The 19,263-nt window shown below is 29.7% G+C and carries 21 protein-coding genes; 1 reads left to right on the top strand and 20 read right to left on the bottom strand.

Going from position 1 to position 19,263, the window contains the following annotated elements; translation table 11 throughout:
• Nucleotides 1-52 precede the first annotated feature (52 nt).
• Together dprA and ARA56_RS01710 are read right to left on the bottom strand one after the other, a co-directional pair.
• Entirely contained in the window at nucleotides 53-1,108 is a 1,056-nt protein-coding gene (gene dprA / locus ARA56_RS01715; RefSeq protein ID WP_055263309.1) for a DNA-processing protein DprA, read from the bottom strand.
• A 22-nt stretch (nucleotides 1,109-1,130) separates the two neighbouring features.
• Nucleotides 1,131-2,657 carry a YifB family Mg chelatase-like AAA ATPase gene (locus ARA56_RS01710; protein ID WP_055263307.1) on the bottom strand — a complete coding sequence of 509 codons (1,527 nt, stop codon included), beginning with the start codon at nucleotides 2,655-2,657 and terminating at the stop codon, nucleotides 1,131-1,133.
• Nucleotides 2,658-2,767: 110 nt separating this feature from the next.
• Between ARA56_RS01710 and ARA56_RS01705 the strand changes: the two genes are divergently transcribed.
• A complete protein-coding gene (locus tag ARA56_RS01705; RefSeq protein ID WP_055263305.1) occupies nucleotides 2,768-3,139 on the top strand; it encodes a YraN family protein in 372 nt (123 codons plus the stop codon).
• Here the strand turns inward: ARA56_RS01705 and ARA56_RS01700 are convergent.
• The 18 genes from ARA56_RS01700 to ARA56_RS01615 form a co-directional block, all read right to left on the bottom strand.
• Nucleotides 3,136-3,954, bottom strand: a complete 819-nt coding sequence (locus ARA56_RS01700; RefSeq protein WP_055263303.1) for a ribonuclease HII — start codon at nucleotides 3,952-3,954, stop codon at nucleotides 3,136-3,138. The genes ARA56_RS01705 and ARA56_RS01700 overlap by 4 nt on opposite strands.
• 1 nt (nucleotide 3,955) lies before the next feature.
• Nucleotides 3,956-4,828 carry a ribosome biogenesis GTPase YlqF gene (ylqF, locus tag ARA56_RS01695; RefSeq protein WP_055263301.1) on the bottom strand — a complete coding sequence of 291 codons (873 nt, stop codon included), beginning with the start codon at nucleotides 4,826-4,828 and terminating at the stop codon, nucleotides 3,956-3,958.
• A gap of 147 nt (nucleotides 4,829-4,975) precedes the next feature.
• Nucleotides 4,976-5,326, bottom strand: a complete 351-nt coding sequence (gene rplS / locus ARA56_RS01690) for a 50S ribosomal protein L19 (RefSeq protein WP_055263299.1) — start codon at nucleotides 5,324-5,326, stop codon at nucleotides 4,976-4,978.
• Nucleotides 5,327-5,439: 113 nt separating this feature from the next.
• Nucleotides 5,440-6,153, bottom strand: a complete 714-nt coding sequence (trmD, locus tag ARA56_RS01685; RefSeq protein ID WP_055263297.1) for a tRNA (guanosine(37)-N1)-methyltransferase TrmD — start codon at nucleotides 6,151-6,153, stop codon at nucleotides 5,440-5,442.
• Complete coding sequence (gene rimM / locus ARA56_RS01680; protein ID WP_055263295.1) at nucleotides 6,143-6,640, bottom strand: ribosome maturation factor RimM; 498 nt, start codon at nucleotides 6,638-6,640, stop codon at nucleotides 6,143-6,145. The genes trmD and rimM overlap by 11 nt, the downstream gene beginning before the upstream one ends.
• 102 nt (nucleotides 6,641-6,742) lie before the next feature.
• Entirely contained in the window at nucleotides 6,743-6,982 is a 240-nt protein-coding gene (locus tag ARA56_RS01675) for a KH domain-containing protein (RefSeq protein WP_032118141.1), read from the bottom strand.
• A gap of 44 nt (nucleotides 6,983-7,026) precedes the next feature.
• Nucleotides 7,027-7,272: a 30S ribosomal protein S16 gene (gene rpsP / locus ARA56_RS01670; RefSeq protein WP_032118140.1), complete on the bottom strand. Its 246-nt coding sequence runs from the start codon at nucleotides 7,270-7,272 to the stop codon at nucleotides 7,027-7,029.
• Nucleotides 7,273-7,313: 41 nt separating this feature from the next.
• Nucleotides 7,314-8,663, bottom strand: coding sequence for a signal recognition particle protein (gene ffh, locus ARA56_RS01665; RefSeq protein ID WP_055263293.1), 1,350 nt, complete (start codon nucleotides 8,661-8,663; stop codon nucleotides 7,314-7,316).
• A 20-nt stretch (nucleotides 8,664-8,683) separates the two neighbouring features.
• Nucleotides 8,684-9,013 carry a putative DNA-binding protein gene (locus ARA56_RS01660; RefSeq protein WP_055263291.1) on the bottom strand — a complete coding sequence of 110 codons (330 nt, stop codon included), beginning with the start codon at nucleotides 9,011-9,013 and terminating at the stop codon, nucleotides 8,684-8,686.
• A 246-nt stretch (nucleotides 9,014-9,259) separates the two neighbouring features.
• Nucleotides 9,260-10,168 (bottom strand): signal recognition particle-docking protein FtsY, encoded by a 909-nt coding sequence (gene ftsY, locus ARA56_RS01655; RefSeq protein ID WP_055263289.1) that lies wholly within the window; start codon nucleotides 10,166-10,168, stop codon nucleotides 9,260-9,262.
• A gap of 10 nt (nucleotides 10,169-10,178) precedes the next feature.
• Nucleotides 10,179-13,736: a chromosome segregation protein SMC gene (gene smc / locus ARA56_RS01650; protein ID WP_055263287.1), complete on the bottom strand. Its 3,558-nt coding sequence runs from the start codon at nucleotides 13,734-13,736 to the stop codon at nucleotides 10,179-10,181.
• 244 nt (nucleotides 13,737-13,980) lie between these two features.
• Complete coding sequence (locus ARA56_RS01645) at nucleotides 13,981-15,015, bottom strand: elongator complex protein 3 (RefSeq protein WP_055263285.1); 1,035 nt, start codon at nucleotides 15,013-15,015, stop codon at nucleotides 13,981-13,983.
• Entirely contained in the window at nucleotides 15,008-15,706 is a 699-nt protein-coding gene (rnc, locus tag ARA56_RS01640; protein ID WP_055263283.1) for a ribonuclease III, read from the bottom strand. The genes ARA56_RS01645 and rnc overlap by 8 nt, the downstream gene beginning before the upstream one ends.
• A gap of 112 nt (nucleotides 15,707-15,818) precedes the next feature.
• Nucleotides 15,819-16,049 carry an acyl carrier protein gene (gene acpP, locus ARA56_RS01635; RefSeq protein ID WP_032118133.1) on the bottom strand — a complete coding sequence of 77 codons (231 nt, stop codon included), beginning with the start codon at nucleotides 16,047-16,049 and terminating at the stop codon, nucleotides 15,819-15,821.
• Nucleotides 16,050-16,125: 76 nt separating this feature from the next.
• Nucleotides 16,126-17,124, bottom strand: coding sequence for a phosphate acyltransferase PlsX (gene plsX / locus ARA56_RS01630; protein WP_055263281.1), 999 nt, complete (start codon nucleotides 17,122-17,124; stop codon nucleotides 16,126-16,128).
• 57 nt (nucleotides 17,125-17,181) lie between these two features.
• The gene (gene rpmF / locus ARA56_RS01625) at nucleotides 17,182-17,367 is read right to left on the bottom strand and encodes a 50S ribosomal protein L32 (RefSeq protein WP_005213472.1); all 186 of its coding nucleotides are present in this window, start codon (nucleotides 17,365-17,367) and stop codon (nucleotides 17,182-17,184) included.
• Nucleotides 17,368-17,379: 12 nt separating this feature from the next.
• Nucleotides 17,380-17,880: a YceD family protein gene (locus tag ARA56_RS01620; protein WP_055263279.1), complete on the bottom strand. Its 501-nt coding sequence runs from the start codon at nucleotides 17,878-17,880 to the stop codon at nucleotides 17,380-17,382.
• A gap of 168 nt (nucleotides 17,881-18,048) precedes the next feature.
• Nucleotides 18,049-19,248, bottom strand: coding sequence for an acetate kinase (locus ARA56_RS01615; protein ID WP_055263277.1), 1,200 nt, complete (start codon nucleotides 19,246-19,248; stop codon nucleotides 18,049-18,051).
• Between the last annotated feature and the right edge of the window lie 15 nt (nucleotides 19,249-19,263).

Below are 19,263 nucleotides of genomic sequence, written 5' to 3'. Positions count from 1 at the left end.
TTCACAAACTCCTATTTCATTTATTTCAGGAGTTCTTCACCCCCATTTATCATTAATTTATTCTCGCATAATAATTGCCTGGTAAGCAAATTAGTTCATTTCTATTTTGCATTTCAAATAATAACTCAAACAAAGCCACTCTGTCAATATTTACACATTCTATTATTTTATCTAAATGAATCGGTTCGCTACTTATCACATCACTCAAAAGTAATTTTATGGTATTTTTTTCTATATTTTTTCCATCTTTTTTAATCACATTAAGAAAACAATATAAATCATCTAATTCTACAAATACCTTTGCTCCATCTCTTATCAATAAATTACATCCTTTGCTATTGCTATTTAAAACCGGTCCTGGTACAGCCATAACATCTCTTCCATATTGTAATGCGTAATTTACAGTTATTAAAGAACCACTTTTAACTGTTGCTTCTACAACTATTACACCTTTGCTTAAAGCTGTAATAATCCTATTTCTCCTAGGAAAGTTATATGGCATTGGCTTTGTCATAGGTAAAAATTCAGATATCAACAGCCCATTTTTTTCTATTTCTTTGTAAACCATCTTATTTACTTTAGGATATACTATATCTATACCACAGCCTAAAACTCCAATTGTTTTTATTCCTCTATCTAGACACTCTTTATGTGCTATTGTATCAATTCCATAAGCTACACCACTAACAACTCCATAATCTATATTCCTTAGTTCTCCAACTATTTGCCTTGTTACAGCCTCTCCATAAGTTGTATTTTTACGTGATCCAACTATAGCAACCATATTATAATTTAATAAAGATAAGTTTCCTTTATAAAACAACACATAGGGTGGTTCATTAATTTCTTTTAAAGATTCTGGATATTGATCTGAATTTATTGTGACATAACTAATGTTATTTTTATTAATATATTGAAATAATTCAGTTCCCTGACTTAGCGAAGTCGATTTCAATTTTGTATATTCACTACCTTTATAAATATAGCAATTATCTATACTATCAATATTATTATAAATATTTTCTTCGTTATTATACTTTTTAATTAATTCTATTTTAGTTTCGTTAGAAATATTCGCCACTATAAACCATAATTCATACTCTCTCATTTAACTACTTCCCCTTTAAACTTTATATTATTTCACCAAAAGCATTCTTTCTATATTGCAAAGCTTCAATTATATGGTAATCAGCAATCTCATCACTACATTCTAAATCAGCTATAGTTCTTGCAACTTTAATTATCTTTACATATCCTCTAAGAGTTATATTGTATTTATTATAATATTGTTCTAGTACTTTCTTTCCTTTAGAACTTATGTTACATATTCTAAATACATCTTTACCAACAATCTCTGAATTATAATTATAAATTGTATCCTTTAATCTAAAGCTTTGTCTTTCAACAGCCTCTAAAACTTTCTGTCGCATCTTGTCAGAATCAATATAGTCTTTTTTGTCAGTAATTTCTTCGTATTTTATTCTAGGAACATAATTAAATAAATCGATTCTATCCATTAATGGCCTAGATATTTTATTTAAATATCGCCTTTTTTCATATTCTGTGCATTCACACAAAGAATTATTTTCATCTTCCATAAATCTTCCACATTTACAGGGGTTAAATGCTCCTACAAGAATAAATTTACTTGGCAATGTATAATTTTCTCTTAACCTCGAAATATTTATAATACCGTCTTCTAAAGGCTGTCTCAATACTTCTAGTAACTCATTGCTAAATTCTAGAATCTCATCTAAAAATAAAACTCCATTATGAGCTAAAGTTATTTCTCCAACCTTTATTTCGTTACCTCCACCAATAAGCGCAGTTTTAGTTGTAGTATGATGCGGAGCTCTAAACGGCCTTTCTATAAAATATCCTTTATTCCATAATCCAGAAACACTATATATCTTAGCAATTTCCTTTTGCTCCTCAATAGTTAATGGTGGTAATATTGATGGTAATGCTTTTGCCAGCATACTCTTTCCAGATCCAGGAGAACCAAATAAAAATATATTATGTCTACCTACAGCAACTATTTCCATAGCTCTTTTTGCTGTATATTGCCCTATAATATCTCCAAAATCCAACTTGAATTTTTCTTTTCCTTTATTAATTTGTTTCCTATTCTTATAGGGAAGCAAATCTTCATTTGTTATGAAAGAAACAACTTGCTCTAATGATTTAAATGGATAGAAATTTCCTAGAGTAAAATGTCTCATTTCACTTAAATTATCTAAAGGGAATATGTAATTTTTCTTCTTTTTACTATCACCTTCAAAAATAATAGGGATAGCCCCTTTTATACCTACTAACTCTCCACTTAATGATAACTCACCAAAAACTATGAATTTCTCAAGATCTCTCTTAATAATTTGATTAGACTCCATTAGAATTCCTAATGCTATTGGTAAATCTAATAGTGTCCCATTTTTCCTTACATCAGCTGGAGATAGGTTTATAGTTATTCTTCCTAATGGAAATTCATATCCACTATTAACTATAGCTGCTCTAACCCTTTCTTTTGACTCCCTAACTGATGCATCTGGTAAACCAACTATATTAAATGTTGGTAGCCCTTTCATAATATCCACTTCTACACTTATTAAAACTCCATCAAGTCCACGATGTGTTGCACTTATTATTTTTATTGCCATTTTTATCACCCTTCTAGGATTATTGACATAGAATCTTATCTTAAACACATATGATTTGAATAATTTTCTTTTTGTTTGGATAATATTTTAAAATATATAGGAGTGATATAATGAATAATTATAATAAAAATATAGGGAATTATGGAGAAAATTTAGCTTCCAAATATCTTATAAACCTTAACCATAGAATTTTAGAAATGAATTATAGAAACAGATTAGGTGAAGTAGATATTATTAGTACAATTAATGATATTATAATTTTTACAGAAGTAAAAAGTAGGTACACAAATTCCTATGGATTACCCGTGGAATCTGTTACCTACTATAAACAAAGACAAATAATAAAAGTCTCTTCTTATTACATTTTAATTAATAAACTTAACAAGTATAATATAAGATATGATGTAATTGAAGTACTGTTTAATAAATTTAATCAAGATTTTGCTATTAATCACATCAAAGATGCCTTTAGACTCTATTAATCCTCTAATATATTCTTTAAAAATGACATTCTATGTATTTTACAAGGCCCATATTCTTTAATTCCATCAATATGTTTTGATGTTCCATAACCAACATTTTCTTCAAATGCATAATATGGATATTTAACAGCATACTCTTTCATAAGCTTATCTCTATAAACTTTTGCAACTATTGATGCTGCTGCTATATTAGCTGATTTAGTATCCCCTTTAATCACTGACTTATTTGGGATATCTATCCCCTTAATAGTATATCCATCAGAAAGAACTAAGTCAGGCTTAATTTGCAACGAGTTTGTTGCTTCAAGAAATACCGCATTATTGCATACTCCTATGCCTCTTTTATCTATTTCTTCCGAATCACAACTTGCTATATGATAAGCTAATGCTTTCTCTTTTATTATCTCTGCTAGTTCTTCTCTTTTCTTTTCATTTAATTTTTTAGAATCATTTATCCATAATAATAATTGTTCATCTAAAACATTTAAATCTAATACTACAGCGCAAGAAACTATTGGTCCGGCAAGTGGTCCTCTACCAACCTCATCTACACCAGCAATTATGTTAAAGTCTCCAAAAGATTTATCAAAATCATACATGGCTCTAACTCTTTTTATTTCATCTAAAATTTTATTTTTTTCTTTTAGAAGTTTATTTCCTAATGCATTTACATTTTTTCTTGAATCTTTTAGTAGTAAATCGACTATAGAATCAAACTCTGCTGTTTTATAAGAAGAGCTTACATCAATGTTTGCTACCTCTTCCTTTATATCTTTAAATTTTAACGCTACTATATCACTATTTAGTAACTTCATACTAGTTTTCTCCTTTAACTAATATATCATCTGGACGTTCTAGTGATATATTACCTATTACTCCACCTCTAAACTCGTCAAGAAGTATCGTTGCTATTCTATCATAGTTAATTCTTCCACCTGACATTAAGCATCCTCTCTTTCTTGCTATAGCACTTAGAGTATCATATGGATCTTCGCATACTTCTTCTAATTTATATCTAGTCATTAATTCTTTAGCATAATTTTCTTGAAGCCTTTTTACTAAAAGATATGAAAGTTCCTCTGTATCCATAATCTCATCTTTTATTGCTCCTGTGAAAGCAAGATTTAATGCAGTTGTTTCATCTTCAAATTTTGGCCATAAAACTCCTGGCGTATCTAACATTTCAATCCCTAATGGTGTTTTAATCCATTGTTTACTCTTTGTTACCCCTGGCCTATCTCCAGTTTTAGCTATATTATTTTTCGCCATCTTATTTATAAAAGTAGACTTTCCTACATTAGGTATTCCAACTACCATGACTCTAGTCATTATCTTGACTAATCCCTTAGCTCTTAATCTATCATGTTTTTCTTTTAATAGAGCTTCTAATGCAGGTTTAATTTGATTTAACCCTTGACCTTTTAGACAATTGACTTCTATCGCTGTTACATTTTCCTTTGATAATTCCTTTATCCAAGCTTTTGTAACTTTACTTTCTGTTAGATCACTTTTATTTAAAAGAATTACTCTTGGTTTATTTCCACACAATTTATCTATATCTGGGTTTGCTGAACTCCTTGGAATTCTTGCATCTCTTATCTCTATAATCGCATCTACTAACTTTAAATTTTCTTTTATTTCCCTTTGAGTTTTTTTCATATGACCAGGAAACCAATTTATTGTAGCCATATTCTACACCTCTTCCTTAAATATGCATAAATTTAACTGCAATTTACTTTTTTAATACTCCTATCTCTATTCTTGACATATAAAAGTATTTTATTACAAGAAAAAGGGACTTAATACTAAGTCCCTTAATATCTTTATTAACTTAAATTATCTAGTTAATAATTCCTTAACTTTAGCAGCCTTACCTACTCTATCTCTTAAGTAGAATAACTTAGCTCTTCTAACTTTACCTCTTCTAGTGATTTCCATCTTTTCGATGATTGGTGCGTTCATTGGGAAAGTTCTTTCAACTCCAACACCGTAAGCAACTCTTCTAACTGTGAAAGTTTCTCTTAAACCACCGTTTTGCTTTTTGATAACAGTTCCTTCGAATACTTGGATTCTTTCTCTGTTTCCTTCTTTAACTTTTACGTGAACTTTAACGTTGTCTCCAACTCTAAAGTTAGGTAAGTCAGTTCTGATTTGTTCTGCTTCTATAGCTCTTAAAATTTCGTTCATTGTGCATTCCCTCCTAAATGATAAATTGACGTTCTTAACAAATATTTTGACAGAGGACCGCCCGTACTAGCACAAAACATATTCTAACATAAGTATAATTATATTTCAAGCTATTATTTTTTGCTATTTAATAATTTTATATCCTCTTTACTTAGAGTGATTTTTTTAAATAAATCACTTCTTCTCTCCTTAGTTACCAACAAAGATTGAAGTCTTCTCCACTTTCTTATATTTTCATGATGTCCAGATAATAATACATCTGGAACTCGTTCATCTTCAAAAATTTCAGGCCTTGTATACTGAGGATATTCTAATAATCCATCAGAAAAAGATTCATCTTGATGGCTTTCTTCTTTATTTAAAACTCCTGGCACAAGTCTTAAAATTGAATCAATAACTGGAATTGCAGCCATCTCTCCTCCAGTCAAAACAAAATCACCTAAAGAAATTTCCATATCAACTTCCTTAAAAGCTCGTTGATCTATTCCTTCATAATGTCCACATAAAAATATAAGTTCATCTTCTTTTGATAATTCTTCAGCCATTTTCTGATCAAAAGTTTTACCTCTTGGCCCTAAAAATATGACTTTACCTTTATTATTTTTCTTTACCGCCCTTATAGAATCTACTACTGGTTGTGCAGACATAACCATTCCAGCTCCACCACCATAAGGATAATCATCTACTTTTTTATGCTTATTTAAAGTATAATCTCTTATATTAGTTGCTTCAATGCTAATCAAGTTTTTCTCTCTTGCTTTTCCTACAATACTATGATTAAAAATATCAAACATCTCAGGAAATAAAGTAAGAATATTAATCTTCATCCATCCATTCTCCTATAGGTCTAATGATAATTCTTCTATCATCTATATTTATCTCTGTCACTATATCTTTTAATGCTGGTATCAAAACTTCTTTTGGCTTTCTAATCCAATATACATCGTTATTCTTTGTTTGAATTATATCATATACTTCACCAATTTCTTTTCCATCTGTATCAAACACAGTACACTCTCTTAAATCTGCTAGAAAGTAACAATCTTCATCTAACTCTACAGCAAATTCTCTTGGAATTTCCATAAATTTATTTTTCAACTTTTCAGCTTCTTCTACTTTATTAACTCCTTCAAGTTTAACAATAACTCTATCTTTTTGATATTTACAACTCTCTATCTTTACTTCTTTATTATCTATTAAAACATAATCTAAATCATCAAATCTACGTTGATCATCAGTTAAAGCCATAACTTTAACTTCACCTTTTAAACCATGAGTATTTACTATTTTTCCTACCTTTAATACTTCGCTCACTATTTTCACTCCTGTTTTATCTATTTTTCTATCTTCATCTATTAGTTATATCAAACTTTTTATAAAATATCAAAGATTAATAAAAAAAGAGCTAGGAAAATCCTAACTCTTTGCATCGATAATTTCAACTGCTACTTTTTTTTCTTCGTTTAATGCTGCGGCTTTTACTACAGTTCGAATAGCTTTAGCTACTCTACCTTGTTTACCGATAACCTTACCCATATCTTCAGGAGCAACCTTCAATTGAAGAATTAATGATTGCTCTCCTTGAACTTCATTTACATGAACTTCATTAGGATTATCAACTAATGACTTAGCGATTACTTCTACTAATTCTTTCATTAGGCTCTGATGTTAAACTAACACCAGACTTCACCTCCTAAAAATTACTTGTTAAGACCAGCTTTATCGAAAAGTCTCTTAACTACGTCTGTAGGTTGAGCACCATTCTTTATCCATTTTGTAGCTTTTTCTTCATCAATCTTGATTTCTGCAGGTTCTGTTATTGGATTGTAGTACCCGATTTCTTCGATGAATCTTCCATCTCTTGGGCTTCTTGAATCAGCAACAACAACTCTGTAGAAAGGAGCTTTTTTAGCACCCATTCTTCTTAATCTGATTTTTACTGCCATGTTTATTTCACCTCCTTTAAAGGATTAAAATTTATCTCAACTTAAAAAGGCAATTTGCCAAACAGTCCTTTTTTAGACCTTTTAGTCAATGATTTCATCTGCTTCATTTGCTTTCTCATCATTTCATGACCTTTTATAAGTTTGTTAACTTCTTGAAGTGATGTTCCTGATCCTTTAGCTATTCTCTTCTTTCTTGAAGAAGAACCAGCTAACAATTTAGGATTTTTTCTTTCCTTTGGAGTCATTGAATATATAATTGCTTTAACTCTTCCTAGTTGTTTCTCACTAGCATCAAAGTCAATATCCTTCATTTCTTTTGGAACACCTGGTATCATCTCCATAATTTTACTTAATGAACCTAATTTTTTCATCTGCTCCATAGCAGTTAAATAGTCATCATAAGTAAAATCATTCTCCATCATCTTTTGGCCAAGTTCCTTAGCCTCTTTTTCATCAATTGCTTCTTGGGCTTTTTCTATTAATGAAAGAACATCTCCCATTCCTAAAATTCTTGAAGCCATTCTATCTGGATGGAATACTTCAAAATCGCTCATTTTTTCACCTACACCAATAAATTTAATTGGTTTAGATGTCATATGTCTTATTGAAAGTGCAGCTCCACCTCTAGTATCTCCGTCTAACTTAGTTAAAATAACACCAGTTAAATCTAAAGAATTATTAAAGTTTTCTGCAACATTTACAGCATCTTGTCCTGTCATAGAGTCAACTACAAGCAAAATCTCTGATGGATTTACAGCTTTTTTTACATCTTCTAGTTCAGTCATTAGAGCCTCATCAATATGAAGTCTACCAGCCGTATCAATAATCACTACATTATTTCCATTTTCTCTTGCGTGCTTTATACCTTCAGTTGCTATTTCTACTGCACTTACTTTATCACCCATTTGAAATACTGGAACATCAATTTGCTTCCCAACAACTTCTAATTGCTTAATCGCTGCTGGTCTATATATATCACAAGCTACCAAAAGTGGTTTCTTGTTGTGATTCTTTCTTAATTGTAGTGCCAGCTTACCACACATTGTAGTTTTACCTGCACCTTGTAGCCCTACTAACATAATTACTGTAGGTCCTACGCTTGCAAATTCTAATTTGCTCTCACTACCACCCATAAGATCAGTAAGTTCATCATTAACTATCTTAATAACTTGCTGAGCAGGTGTCAAGCTTTCTAAAACTTCACTACCAACACATTTTTCACTAACATTCTTAACAAAAGTTTTTACCACTTTAAAATTAACATCAGCTTCTAATAATGCAAGCTTTACTTCCCTCATGGCTTCTTTAATATCTTTTTCAGTTATTTTACCTTTACCTCTAAGCTTCTTAAACGTACTTTGTAGCTTTTCGCCTAATCCTTCAAAAGCCATGTTAACCTCCTAATATGCCTTTATAGCTCTTCTAGAATCTCTTTATACCTATCATAATCTATTTTGTCAATAGAATATTTCATATCAATATCATCTAAAAGTGAAGCTATCTTTTTTTCTCTTTCTAACGACTTTTTTAGCAACATCAATTTACCTTCATAAGTTAGAAATTGTTTATAGCATCTTTTAATAAGGTCATGGATTGCTTGTCGGCTCGTTTGATTTAATTCAGCAATTTCAGCTAAAGATAAATCTTCATTATAATATAAATCCATAATACTATATTGTTTCTCTGTTAATAATGCACCATATAGATCCATTAATAAAGAAATCTCAACCCTATCTTCCATGTAATCACCTTACCCACATATGAGATTTTAACAGAAGTATTTATATGTGTCAAGTATTTTTACTTAACACTTTTTACTAATGTTTTCTCTCATATTTAAAAACGCTAAAATAGCTATTTTACTAGCATTTCATTCACTAATCCAACTAAATTTAATGTTACAAATTTATTTTAAAATTTAATTTTTTATTTTATTTAAACTAAAGCCAGTCTTCACTGACTTTAGTCATTAACTATTAATTCTTAATTAAAATAGTGCTTCTACAAAACTTTCTGCATCGAACTCTTGTAAATCCTCTATTCCTTCACCTACACCAATATATTTTACAGGTATATTTAAAGAATTTTTAATAGAAATTACTACTCCACCTTTTGCAGTTCCATCTAATTTAGTTAATATTATACCATCAACAGGACACACTTCCATAAATTGCTTTGCTTGAATCACAGCATTTTGACCTGTAGTAGCATCTAAAACTAATAAAGTTTCTTTTTTCACCCCTGAATATTCTCTCTCAATAATTCTATTTATTTTTCCAAGCTCATCCATAAGGTTCTTTTTATTATGAAGTCTTCCTGCTGTATCACAAATTAATAAATCTACATTTCTTGCTTTTGATGCATTAATAGCATCAAAAACTACCGCTGCTGGATCTGATCCCTCTCCATGCTTAACTATATCTACTTTTGCTCTTTCGCTCCACACTACTAATTGATCAATAGCTGCAGCTCTAAAAGTATCTGCCGCTGCTAATAGTACTTTCTTACCTGCTTGCTTATTTTTAGCAGCTAATTTCCCTATTGATGTAGTTTTACCTACTCCATTAACCCCTATAACTAGAACTACTTTTTTTCCTGACTCATCTACTACTTCATCAGTGCCCTTCATCATCTCTGCTATAACTTCTTTTAAAGCAGGTTGTACCATTTCAACATCATTAATCTTTTCTTTTCTTATTTTATCTTTAAGCCTTTCAATTATGTCCATTGTTGTATCCATACCTATGTCAGCCATAATTAAAATTTCTTCAAGTTCTTCATATAAATCTTCATCTATTGTTACTGCAAGTTTTAAAGTTTCATTTATCTTGTCCGTTAACGCATTTCTTGTTTTAGTTAATCCTGTTTTTAAGCTATCAAATAATTTTCCAAACATAATCTTCCTCCTAATTCTCTGTTAAGTCTACGGAAACAACTTTAGATATACCCTTTTCCTCCATTGTAACACCATACATAACATCACTTACTTCCATAGTACCTTTTCTATGGGTTATTACTATAAACTGAATATTATCAGAGAACTGTTTTAAAAACTCTGCATATCTAAATACATTAGCATCATCTAAAGCAGCTTCAATTTCATCTAATATACAGAATGGAGTAGGCTTCATCTTTAATATAGCAAACAATAATGCTATTGCAGAAAGTACCTTTTCTCCTCCTGACATAAGATTTATATTTTGAAGTTTTTTCCCTGGTGGCTGTACATTTATGACTATATTAGCATTTAGTTCATCACCCTCACCTAATATAAGCTCTGCCGTTCCACCTTTAAATAACTCTTTGAATGTTTCTCCAAAGTTCTCATTTAATATTTCAAAGTTTTCTCTAAACATTTTTTGCATTTTTATAGTCATTTCACTTATAACATCTAACAGCTCATTCTTTGCTTGTTCTAAATCCAGCTCTTGAGATGACATAAATTCATACTTTTCTAAAACTTCATCATATTCTAAAATTGCAGATAAATTTACAGTACCTATGGCGCTTATCTTACCTTTTAATCTACTTATCTCTTCTTTAACTTTTAAGATATTATCAATTTCTATAGCGATTTCCATAGCCTCTGCTAAAGTTAAATTAATTTCTCCGTTTAACCTACTAAATAGTCCCTCTTCTTCACTATCTAATTTTACCTTTTGAATTGTTCTCTTATTTAGTTCAGCTTCTAAAACCCTTACATCCTCTATTATTTCATTGGCTAAAGTCTCTTTTACTTTTAGTTCTTCTTTATATGAAATCTTTTTAATTTCATCTTCTTTAAAAACTTCCTCTAAAGATCTAATATTATCATTAATTTTTTCAATTATAGCTGTCTTATTTTTTATTCCATCTTCTAAAGCTTTAATATTATCTTGTTTTTCATTAATTTCCCATAAAAGATTTTTTATATTCTGTTCTCTTTCCGCAATATTTGTTTTTTTAGAATATAACTCATTTTTCTTACCTTGAATGCTTTCATCTAAGGTTGCTCTAGAAATTTTCATTTCTGTAGCCTTCTCTTTTAATAAATCTAATTCTCTTTTCTTAATATCATATGATTCTTCAAGAAGCTTTATTTTTTCTTTACTTTCAAAATTCTTTATACCTAATGATTTAAGTTCTTCATTTTTTACTTCTAATTGCTTATTTAAACTATCAATAAATATTGCTTTCTTTTTTAAATCATCATTTGAGTATTCTAGTGATTTTTTAATTTTTTCTCCTTCAATTACAAGGTTTTTTGTTTCTCCATCTAAAATAGTTAAATCAATATTCTTTTGATGAATTTCTTCTCTTCTATCAATTATATCTTCATCAATCTTTTTAATGTCTTCTTTTATCTGTTGTAAAAGTTCACTTTCTTTTTTATACTCACCTTTTAATTTTTCTACCTTAACTTCAATTTCCTCTATTTCTCTTTTTCTTCCTAAAAGATTACCACTCTTCCCTTGGATACTTCCTCCTGTTAAGGCTCCTCCTGGATTTATAACTTCTCCTGTTAAGGTTACAATTTTATAATTATGATTTCCAGCCTTTGAAATAACTAAAGCTGAATCCATATCTTTTGCTATTATTGTTCTACCAAGATTATAATCAACAATATCTTTATAATTCTTGTCTACAATTATCAAATCAGATGCTATCCCTATGTATCCATCAATCTTCTTTAAATTTTCAGGAACATTAAGCCTCTTACCTTTTATTATGTTAAGCGGCAAGAATGTAGCTCTTCCTAAATTTCTTGATTTTAAATATTGAATTAAAACCTTAGCATCTCTATCACTTTTAGTTATTACATTAGAAATAGCTGCACCTAATGCAATCTCAATAGCTATTTCATATTGTTTATCAACATTAAATATTTCACCTAATACTTTTATATCTCCAATATTTTGTACTTTCCCATCTGAGATATGTTCCATTAAATTTTTTACAGTTCTATTATATCCTTCATAATGTTTCTCCAAATTACTCAATGCGGAGTGAGTAGCTTCTAAACCGTTTATGTTTCTTGTAAGAACTTTTATTTGAGTTTCTTTTTGATTTAACTTGTTATGTGTTTTAGATAATTCTCTCTTAAGCTCTATTACGCCTTCTTCAAGAAGTTTTATATCATTTTTTGTCTTTAAAACATTCTCTCTTAACTTTTCAATAGTTGCTATATTAATAGTTAAATTACTCTTAAGATTATTAATAGATAGAACCAAAGCTTCCTTTTGTTCATTTGTGTTTAATATATCTTTTTCTATGGATTTTATATTATTTTTTATTTCAGAGTTTTTAGATAAGAATTCATATTCACTATCTTTTAATCTATTTAATTCTGCTTCTATTTTAGAAATATCTCTATTATTCTCCGAAATATTTCTTTCTACTTCTCTTATTGATAGTTCTTTCTGTCTTCTTTCTTCAAGCTTATCATCTATCTCTTTTTCTAAAAGTTCTTTTTCTTTATTTAAATCATTTAATTTAACTCTTATATCATTTATTTCTTTTTCTTCTTTTGCTATTAGGCTTTTAAAGTTAGATATTCTTTCTTTAAATAAATCTATGTCTTTTGAGTTTTTAGCCATAGATTCTTTTTCGCTATAATATCTTTCCCTCTCTTCTTTATTCTTTCTTTCTATTTCCTCTATAGCCTCTTCTAAAGAAACAATTTCACTCTTATATCTTGATATATTTTCTCTTTTTGAACCTATTTCACGTTCTCTTTCTTCAATTTCTTTTACTAGTATCTCTAAGTCTGCTTTTACTTTATTTAAATGATAAATTATTAAAGAGACCTCTTTAACCTTTAACTCATCTGCTAAAGATTTATATTTTATAGCTTTCTCTTTTTCTTCTTTTAAAGGTCCTAATCTTTCTTCGTAAGTTGATATTATATCTCTTATTCTTACAAGATTATTTTCTGTATTTTCTAATTTTTTTTCAGCTTCTTCTTTTCTAGCCTTATATTTAACAATACCTGCTGCTTCTTCGAATAAAGCTCTTCTTTCTTCAGGTCTTCCACTTAATATAGCATCTATTTTACCTTGCCCTATTAATGAATATCCTTCTTTACCTATACCTGTATCCATAAATAATTCTACTATATCTTTTAATCTACACTTTTGTTTATTTATTAGATACTCTGTCTCTCCAGATCTAAATATTCTTCTAGTTACTATTACCTCATTATATTCAATAGGTAATGAACCATCTGAGTTATCTAAACAAAGTGAAACTTGCGCTAGTCCTACCGGTTTTCTAAATTGAGTACCTGCAAATATAACATCCTCCATTTTTCCACCTCTTAGGCTTTTAACACTTTGTTCACCTAAAACCCATCTAACCGCATCTGATATATTACTTTTTCCACTTCCATTTGGTCCTACTACTGCAGTTATTCCTTTTTTGAAGTTTAGCTCTGTTTTATCTGCAAAGGATTTAAATCCACGTACTTCTAGTGACTTTAAAAACATTGGCACACTCCTTATCTATTTATATAAGTGCTGGTAATAATCCTAATATAAATGCTACCAACATAAATATCGAAATAATATAAACTAACTTTTCTCTAGTCTTCTTTTTCATTATTATCACTCCATTCATTCTTAGTTTATAGCAAAGATATAAAAATTTCAATAAATAGACTTATATCTTTATATAATAAAACTTTAGGAGTTAGGCAAATAAGCTAACTCCCTTATAATGATTGAAACTATACTAAATTTTAAACTCTTCTTTCTTTTCGATTACAGTTAATCTAATTCTATTTCTTTTAACTTTATTTTCAACTTTAACAAAAACTTTTCCACTTCTATTATTAGTGAATTCTTTAAAATATTCCTTTTTATTTGTATATAGCTTACTTACATCTTTAGGATTAATTTCTATAATAATATCCTTATCACAAGGCGCTTTCTCTTTTAAGCTACTACATATTAAATTTCCTTCAACAAGTTCTCTAAATGCTGGATGGAAAGGTCCATCGATAATATCTTGCCCCCATGTTATAGATTCTGTTGGTTGAAGTCCTATTCTTATCACTTTAATTTTAGCTTCTTTATAAAGCTTTAACATCTCAGTAGATATATCTACTGCTTCTTTCAAGGAATATGGTATATACTCTCCTCTTTCATACATCTTCTCCATCGGAGTATCTTTGATTATAAGTGCTGGATATATTCTACATATATCAGGCTTCATACTAATAGAAGCTTTTGTTGTATATATATCCTTCTCAAAAGTATCTCCAGGTAATCCTGGCATAATTTGATGACCTAATGTAAAATTATACTCTTTTATAAGTATAGATGCTTCTTTTACTTGTTCTGCAGTATGTCCTCTACCAGCTTTTATTAGAACTTCATCATCTAAAGATTGAACTCCAAGTTCAATAATATCAACTTTATATTCTTTTAAATAATCTAAGATGTATCTATTTATAGCATCTGGTCTAGTTGATAGTCTTATATTATGAATTAAACCTCTATTTTTATATTCTAACGCTACACTTAGTAATTCTTTTTGCTTTTGTACCGGTATTGCTGTAAATGTTCCTCCAAAAAAAGAAACTTCTAAAGTTGCTCCTTTTGCATCTATAGTTTCTAAGTAATCATCTATTGTTTTTCTAACATCACTTTCTGTAACTTCATCCTCAACAACTCTAGCTATTCTATCTTGATTACAAAATACACATTGATGTGGACAGCCTTGATGAGATATAAAAACAGGTATAATATAGTAGTTCTTACTCATTTATATCCTCCAAAATCTTTAGAGCTGACTTAGCTGCATTTTGTTCCGATTCCTTTTTGCTATAACCTTCGCCTTTACTAAACTCTTTATTATCTATTATTAATTGAGTAAAGAATTTTCTTCTATGAGGTGGTCCCTCATGTTTAATTAATTCATATACTATAGATATTTCACCATTTCTTTGCAATAGTTCTTGAAGTTTAGTTTTATAATCTAATATTATGTCATTATTAATTGCTCTTTTAATTATTTTTTCAAACCTACCTAAAATATAATCTTTAGTAAATTCTAACCCCTTATCTAGGTATATTGCAGCAATTAAAGCTTCTACAGCATCAGCTATAAGAGATACTCTCTCTCTTCCTCCTGTAAGCTCTTCACCTTTACTCATTCTTAAAAAATATCCTAAATTCAGTTCTCTTCCAATTTCATACAGTGAATTTTCACAAACTATTAAACTACGAATCTTTGTTAATTCACCTTCAGTTTTATCCTTATAATTTAGAAATAGATATTCAGTAATACATAATTGTAAAATAGAATCACCTAAAAATTCTAATCTTTCATTGTATGCTTCATCTCTATGTTGATTAGCATATGAAGAATGTGTCAATGCAGTCATTAATAAACTCGGTTCATTAAATTTTATCCCTACTACATCCTCCACTTCTTTTTGATAAAAGTTATTCATCTTGTACAGCTCCTTACAAGTATATTCTTCAACTTGCTTCTATTTCTAAACAAATTCAAGAATAGACTAATTTTGTTTTAAACATTAAATCCCGCAATATTGCGGGATTTAATTATTCCTCACCATGTTCTTTCATAAACTTAACTATATCAGCCACAGTTACGAAAGTTTCAGCTTCTTCATCTGGAATTTCCATCTCTAATTCATCTTCTAAAGCCATAATAAGTTCAACTATATCTAATGAATCTGCATTTAAATCTTCAATAAAAGCAGATTCCATTGTGATTTCTTCTTCATCGATACCTAATTTTTCAGATATTATTGATCTAATCTTTTCAAACATATTCTCACCTCCTAAATTCACCCACTTAGATAATATTATATATTAAGTTACTCGTCAATATTAAAAGCAATATAAATTACTTGTTTTCTAAACCTTCTTTTATCTTATCTAGTACCTTACTATCATAAAAATTCTTTGTTTGTCTTATTGCACTTTTGAAAGCTTTAGCATCAGAACTTCCATGAGCTTTTATACATATACCATCTACACCTAAAAATGGTGCTCCACCATATTCTTTATAATCAAACTTCTTTTTAATATTTGAAAAAACAGGCTTTAATAAAACTGCTCCAATTTTTGATTTTATTCCTGTTGATAAAATCTCTTCTTTAATTATATTTAAAAGATTTGATGCAGTACCTTCATACATTTTCAATACTGTATTACCTACAAATCCGTCACATACTAAAACTTGAGTGTCTCCATCTGAAATATATCTAGGTTCTACGTTACCTACAAAGTTTAATCCATCCTCTTGCTCTAATAAACTATAAGTAGCTTTAGTTAATTCGTTTCCTTTTTCAGCTTCAGCACCTATATTTACAAGTCCTACCTTAGGATTATTATTTCCCATAACACCCTTATAATACTCTTTTCCCATATACGCAAAATTAATTAAATGCTCTGGCTTACAATCAACATTAGCACCACAATCAACTATCATAAATGGCCCATTTTTTCCTGGCATTATTGGCGCAAGTGCTGGTCTCTTTATTCCTTTAATTCTACCTACGACAAAAGTACATCCAGCTAAGAAAGCTCCTGTACTTCCTGCAGAGATAACAGCATCACATTCTTTATCTTTAACAAGGTTTAAAGCTTTACAAATGCTTGAATCCTTTTTCTTTCTGATAGCCATAACTGGATGCTCATTATTAGTTATAACTTCAGTAGCATTTACTATCTTTATTCTATCTCCAATATAATTACACTTTTGTAACTCTTCTTTAATCTGTTCTTCTGGTCCTGTTATGAAAAATTCTATATCCTTAAATTCTTCTGTAGCCTTTACAACACCTTCTACTACAGCCTTAGGTGCATGATCTCCACCCATACCATCTATAGCTATTTTCATTTGGTTCACCCCTTTATTTCTTTATATATAAAAGAAAAGAAAGTCATATGACTTTCTTTATTCTTCAGTTGAAGCAACAACTTCTTTACCTTTGTAGAATCCACAGTTCTTACAAACTCTGTGAGCCATCTTCATTTCGTGGCATTGTGGACATTCAACTATTCCTGGTAAGCTTAACTTAAAAGTTTGAGCTCTTCTAGAATCTCTTTTTGCTCTATATGTCTTTCTCGCTGGATTTCCCATTATTACACCTCCTTATTCCCCAAACAACTCTTTGAGCTTTGCTAGCCTAATATCGACATCATAATTGTTACAACTACATTTGTCAACATTTAAATTGGCTCCACAATTGGAACAAAGACCCTTACAGTCTTCAGCGCAAAGTCTCTTGATAGGTAAGGTTGAAATAATACTATTTTCAACAATTAGGGATAAATCTAAAGTATCCCCTTCTACAAATATAATCCCTTCTTCATCTTGAAGTTCTTTATTATTTGTAAACCTTTCTTCTATATCAATATCTATTGGATAGATAAAGGTATCTAAGCACCTTGAACAATTAAGTTCTAATTCTGTCTTGATAGTGGCTTCTAATTCAAGAACATCATTTCTTGATACTATTTGTCCCTCTACCTTAACAGGTTTGATTGCTTTAATGATTTCTCCTTCAAACTTTATAGGTTCTAAATCAAGTGAGAAATCAACCGCTTTCTTTCTTCCATCTTTGACAAGTAAATCTAAAAATTGTACTTCCATAATTATAAGCTCTGGATTTTACTCCTCATATCTTAAAGAAGATATATTATACATTACGTATAGCTTGAGCAAAGCACCATTTTCACTCCTTAGGCTTTAATTTACCCATTTCAAACACAATTTATTATATCTACGCCGACATTAAAAGTCAAGCTATTTATATAATAATTACTTTGATATTAATTCTAAAGTATCTCTTGCAATCATTAACTCTTCGTTAGTTGGAATTATAAATGCTTTAACAGTAGAATCTGCTGTAGATATTTCTCTTACTTTTCCTCTAACTTTATTTGCTTCTGTATCACATTTAACACCTAAGAATTCTAATCCTTTAAGTATTTCTTCTCTTGTTTCTGGTCCATTTTCACCAACACCAGCTGTGAATACTATAGCATCAACTCCACCCATAGCAGCAGCGTATGCACCTATAGTAGTTCTTACTTTGTAGTGGAATATATCTAAAGCTAATTGAGCTCTGTGAACTTTTTCTTTATAAGCAGCATCTTCAATATCTCTAAAGTCTGAGCTTATTCCTGAAATTCCTAATACTCCTGATTTTTTATTTAATAAATCTGTAACTTCATCAGCAGTTAATCCTTCTTCTTTCATTAAGAAAGTAACTATAGCTGGGTCTATACTACCTGATCTAGTACCCATTGCTAAACCTTCAAGTGGTGTGAATCCCATAGAAGTTTCAACTGATTCTCCATTTTTAACTGCACATACACTTGATCCATTTCCTAAATGACAAGTTATAATCTTAAGATCTTTTATATCTCTACCCATAACTTCTGCAACTTTTTGAGAAACGTATTTATGAGAAGTTCCGTGGAATCCATATTTTCTAATTCCGTGCTTTTCATATAATTCATATGGTAAAGCATATAGGTAAGCTTCTTCTGGCATTGTTCCGTGGAAAGCAGTATCAAAAACAGCTACCATTGGAGTGTTTGGCATTAATTCTTCACAAGCCTTGATACCTATCATATTAGCTGGATTATGTAATGGAGCTAACTTAAAGCATTCTTCAATATAGTTTTTAACTTCATCGTTTATAACAACTGACTTGTTGTATTTTTCTCCACCGTGAACAACTCTATGTCCTACAGCATTGATTTCTTCCATAGATGAAATAACTCCGTTGTTTTCATCTACTAAAGCTGCTAAAACTAATCTTATAGCATCTTTATGATCTTTCATAGCTTCTTTAACTATATATTTTTCTCTTCCTTCAACTTTTTGAGTTAAAACAGAACCTTCGATTCCTATTCTTTCAACTAATCCTTGAGCTAAAGATTCTTCTGTAGCCATATCGATTAATTGATATTTTAATGATGAGCTTCCGCAATTAATTACTAATACTTTCATTTATAAACACCTCTT

It is taken from the genome of Clostridium disporicum, from assembly GCF_001405015.1.
GTDB lineage: Bacteria > Bacillota > Clostridia > Clostridiales > Clostridiaceae > Clostridium > Clostridium disporicum_B.
Note: the sequence above shows the minus strand (reverse complement) of the source record. Positions and strands in the feature narration are given on the sequence as shown.

Coding starts and splice junctions, on each gene's coding strand:
- acpP (WP_032118133.1), bottom strand. CDS start 16,049: ATGTTTGAAAAGATTAGATCAATAATATCTGAAAAATTAGGTATCGAT.
- ARA56_RS01615 (WP_055263277.1), bottom strand. CDS start 19,248: ATGAAAGTATTAGTAATTAATTGCGGAAGCTCATCATTAAAATATCAA.
- ARA56_RS01705 (WP_055263305.1), top strand. CDS start 2,768: ATGAATAATTATAATAAAAATATAGGGAATTATGGAGAAAATTTAGCT.
- ARA56_RS01710 (WP_055263307.1), bottom strand. CDS start 2,657: ATGGCAATAAAAATAATAAGTGCAACACATCGTGGACTTGATGGAGTT.
- ARA56_RS01675 (WP_032118141.1), bottom strand. CDS start 6,982: ATGAAAGAATTAGTAGAAGTAATCGCTAAGTCATTAGTTGATAATCCT.
- ARA56_RS01620 (WP_055263279.1), bottom strand. CDS start 17,880: ATGGAAGTACAATTTTTAGATTTACTTGTCAAAGATGGAAGAAAGAAA.
- ftsY (WP_055263289.1), bottom strand. CDS start 10,168: ATGTTTGGAAAATTATTTGATAGCTTAAAAACAGGATTAACTAAAACA.
- trmD (WP_055263297.1), bottom strand. CDS start 6,153: ATGAAGATTAATATTCTTACTTTATTTCCTGAGATGTTTGATATTTTT.
- plsX (WP_055263281.1), bottom strand. CDS start 17,124: ATGAAAATAGCTATAGATGGTATGGGTGGAGATCATGCACCTAAGGCT.
- ARA56_RS01700 (WP_055263303.1), bottom strand. CDS start 3,954: ATGAAGTTACTAAATAGTGATATAGTAGCGTTAAAATTTAAAGATATA.
- dprA (WP_055263309.1), bottom strand. CDS start 1,108: ATGAGAGAGTATGAATTATGGTTTATAGTGGCGAATATTTCTAACGAA.
- ARA56_RS01645 (WP_055263285.1), bottom strand. CDS start 15,015: ATGAGTAAGAACTACTATATTATACCTGTTTTTATATCTCATCAAGGC.
- ffh (WP_055263293.1), bottom strand. CDS start 8,663: ATGGCTTTTGAAGGATTAGGCGAAAAGCTACAAAGTACGTTTAAGAAG.
- ylqF (WP_055263301.1), bottom strand. CDS start 4,828: ATGGCTACAATAAATTGGTTTCCTGGTCATATGAAAAAAACTCAAAGG.
- smc (WP_055263287.1), bottom strand. CDS start 13,736: ATGTTTTTAAAGTCACTAGAAGTACGTGGATTTAAATCCTTTGCAGAT.
- ARA56_RS01660 (WP_055263291.1), bottom strand. CDS start 9,013: ATGGAAGATAGGGTTGAGATTTCTTTATTAATGGATCTATATGGTGCA.
- rplS (WP_055263299.1), bottom strand. CDS start 5,326: ATGAACGAAATTTTAAGAGCTATAGAAGCAGAACAAATCAGAACTGAC.
- rpsP (WP_032118140.1), bottom strand. CDS start 7,272: ATGGCAGTAAAAATCAGATTAAGAAGAATGGGTGCTAAAAAAGCTCCT.
- rnc (WP_055263283.1), bottom strand. CDS start 15,706: ATGAATAACTTTTATCAAAAAGAAGTGGAGGATGTAGTAGGGATAAAA.
- rpmF (WP_005213472.1), bottom strand. CDS start 17,367: ATGGGAAATCCAGCGAGAAAGACATATAGAGCAAAAAGAGATTCTAGA.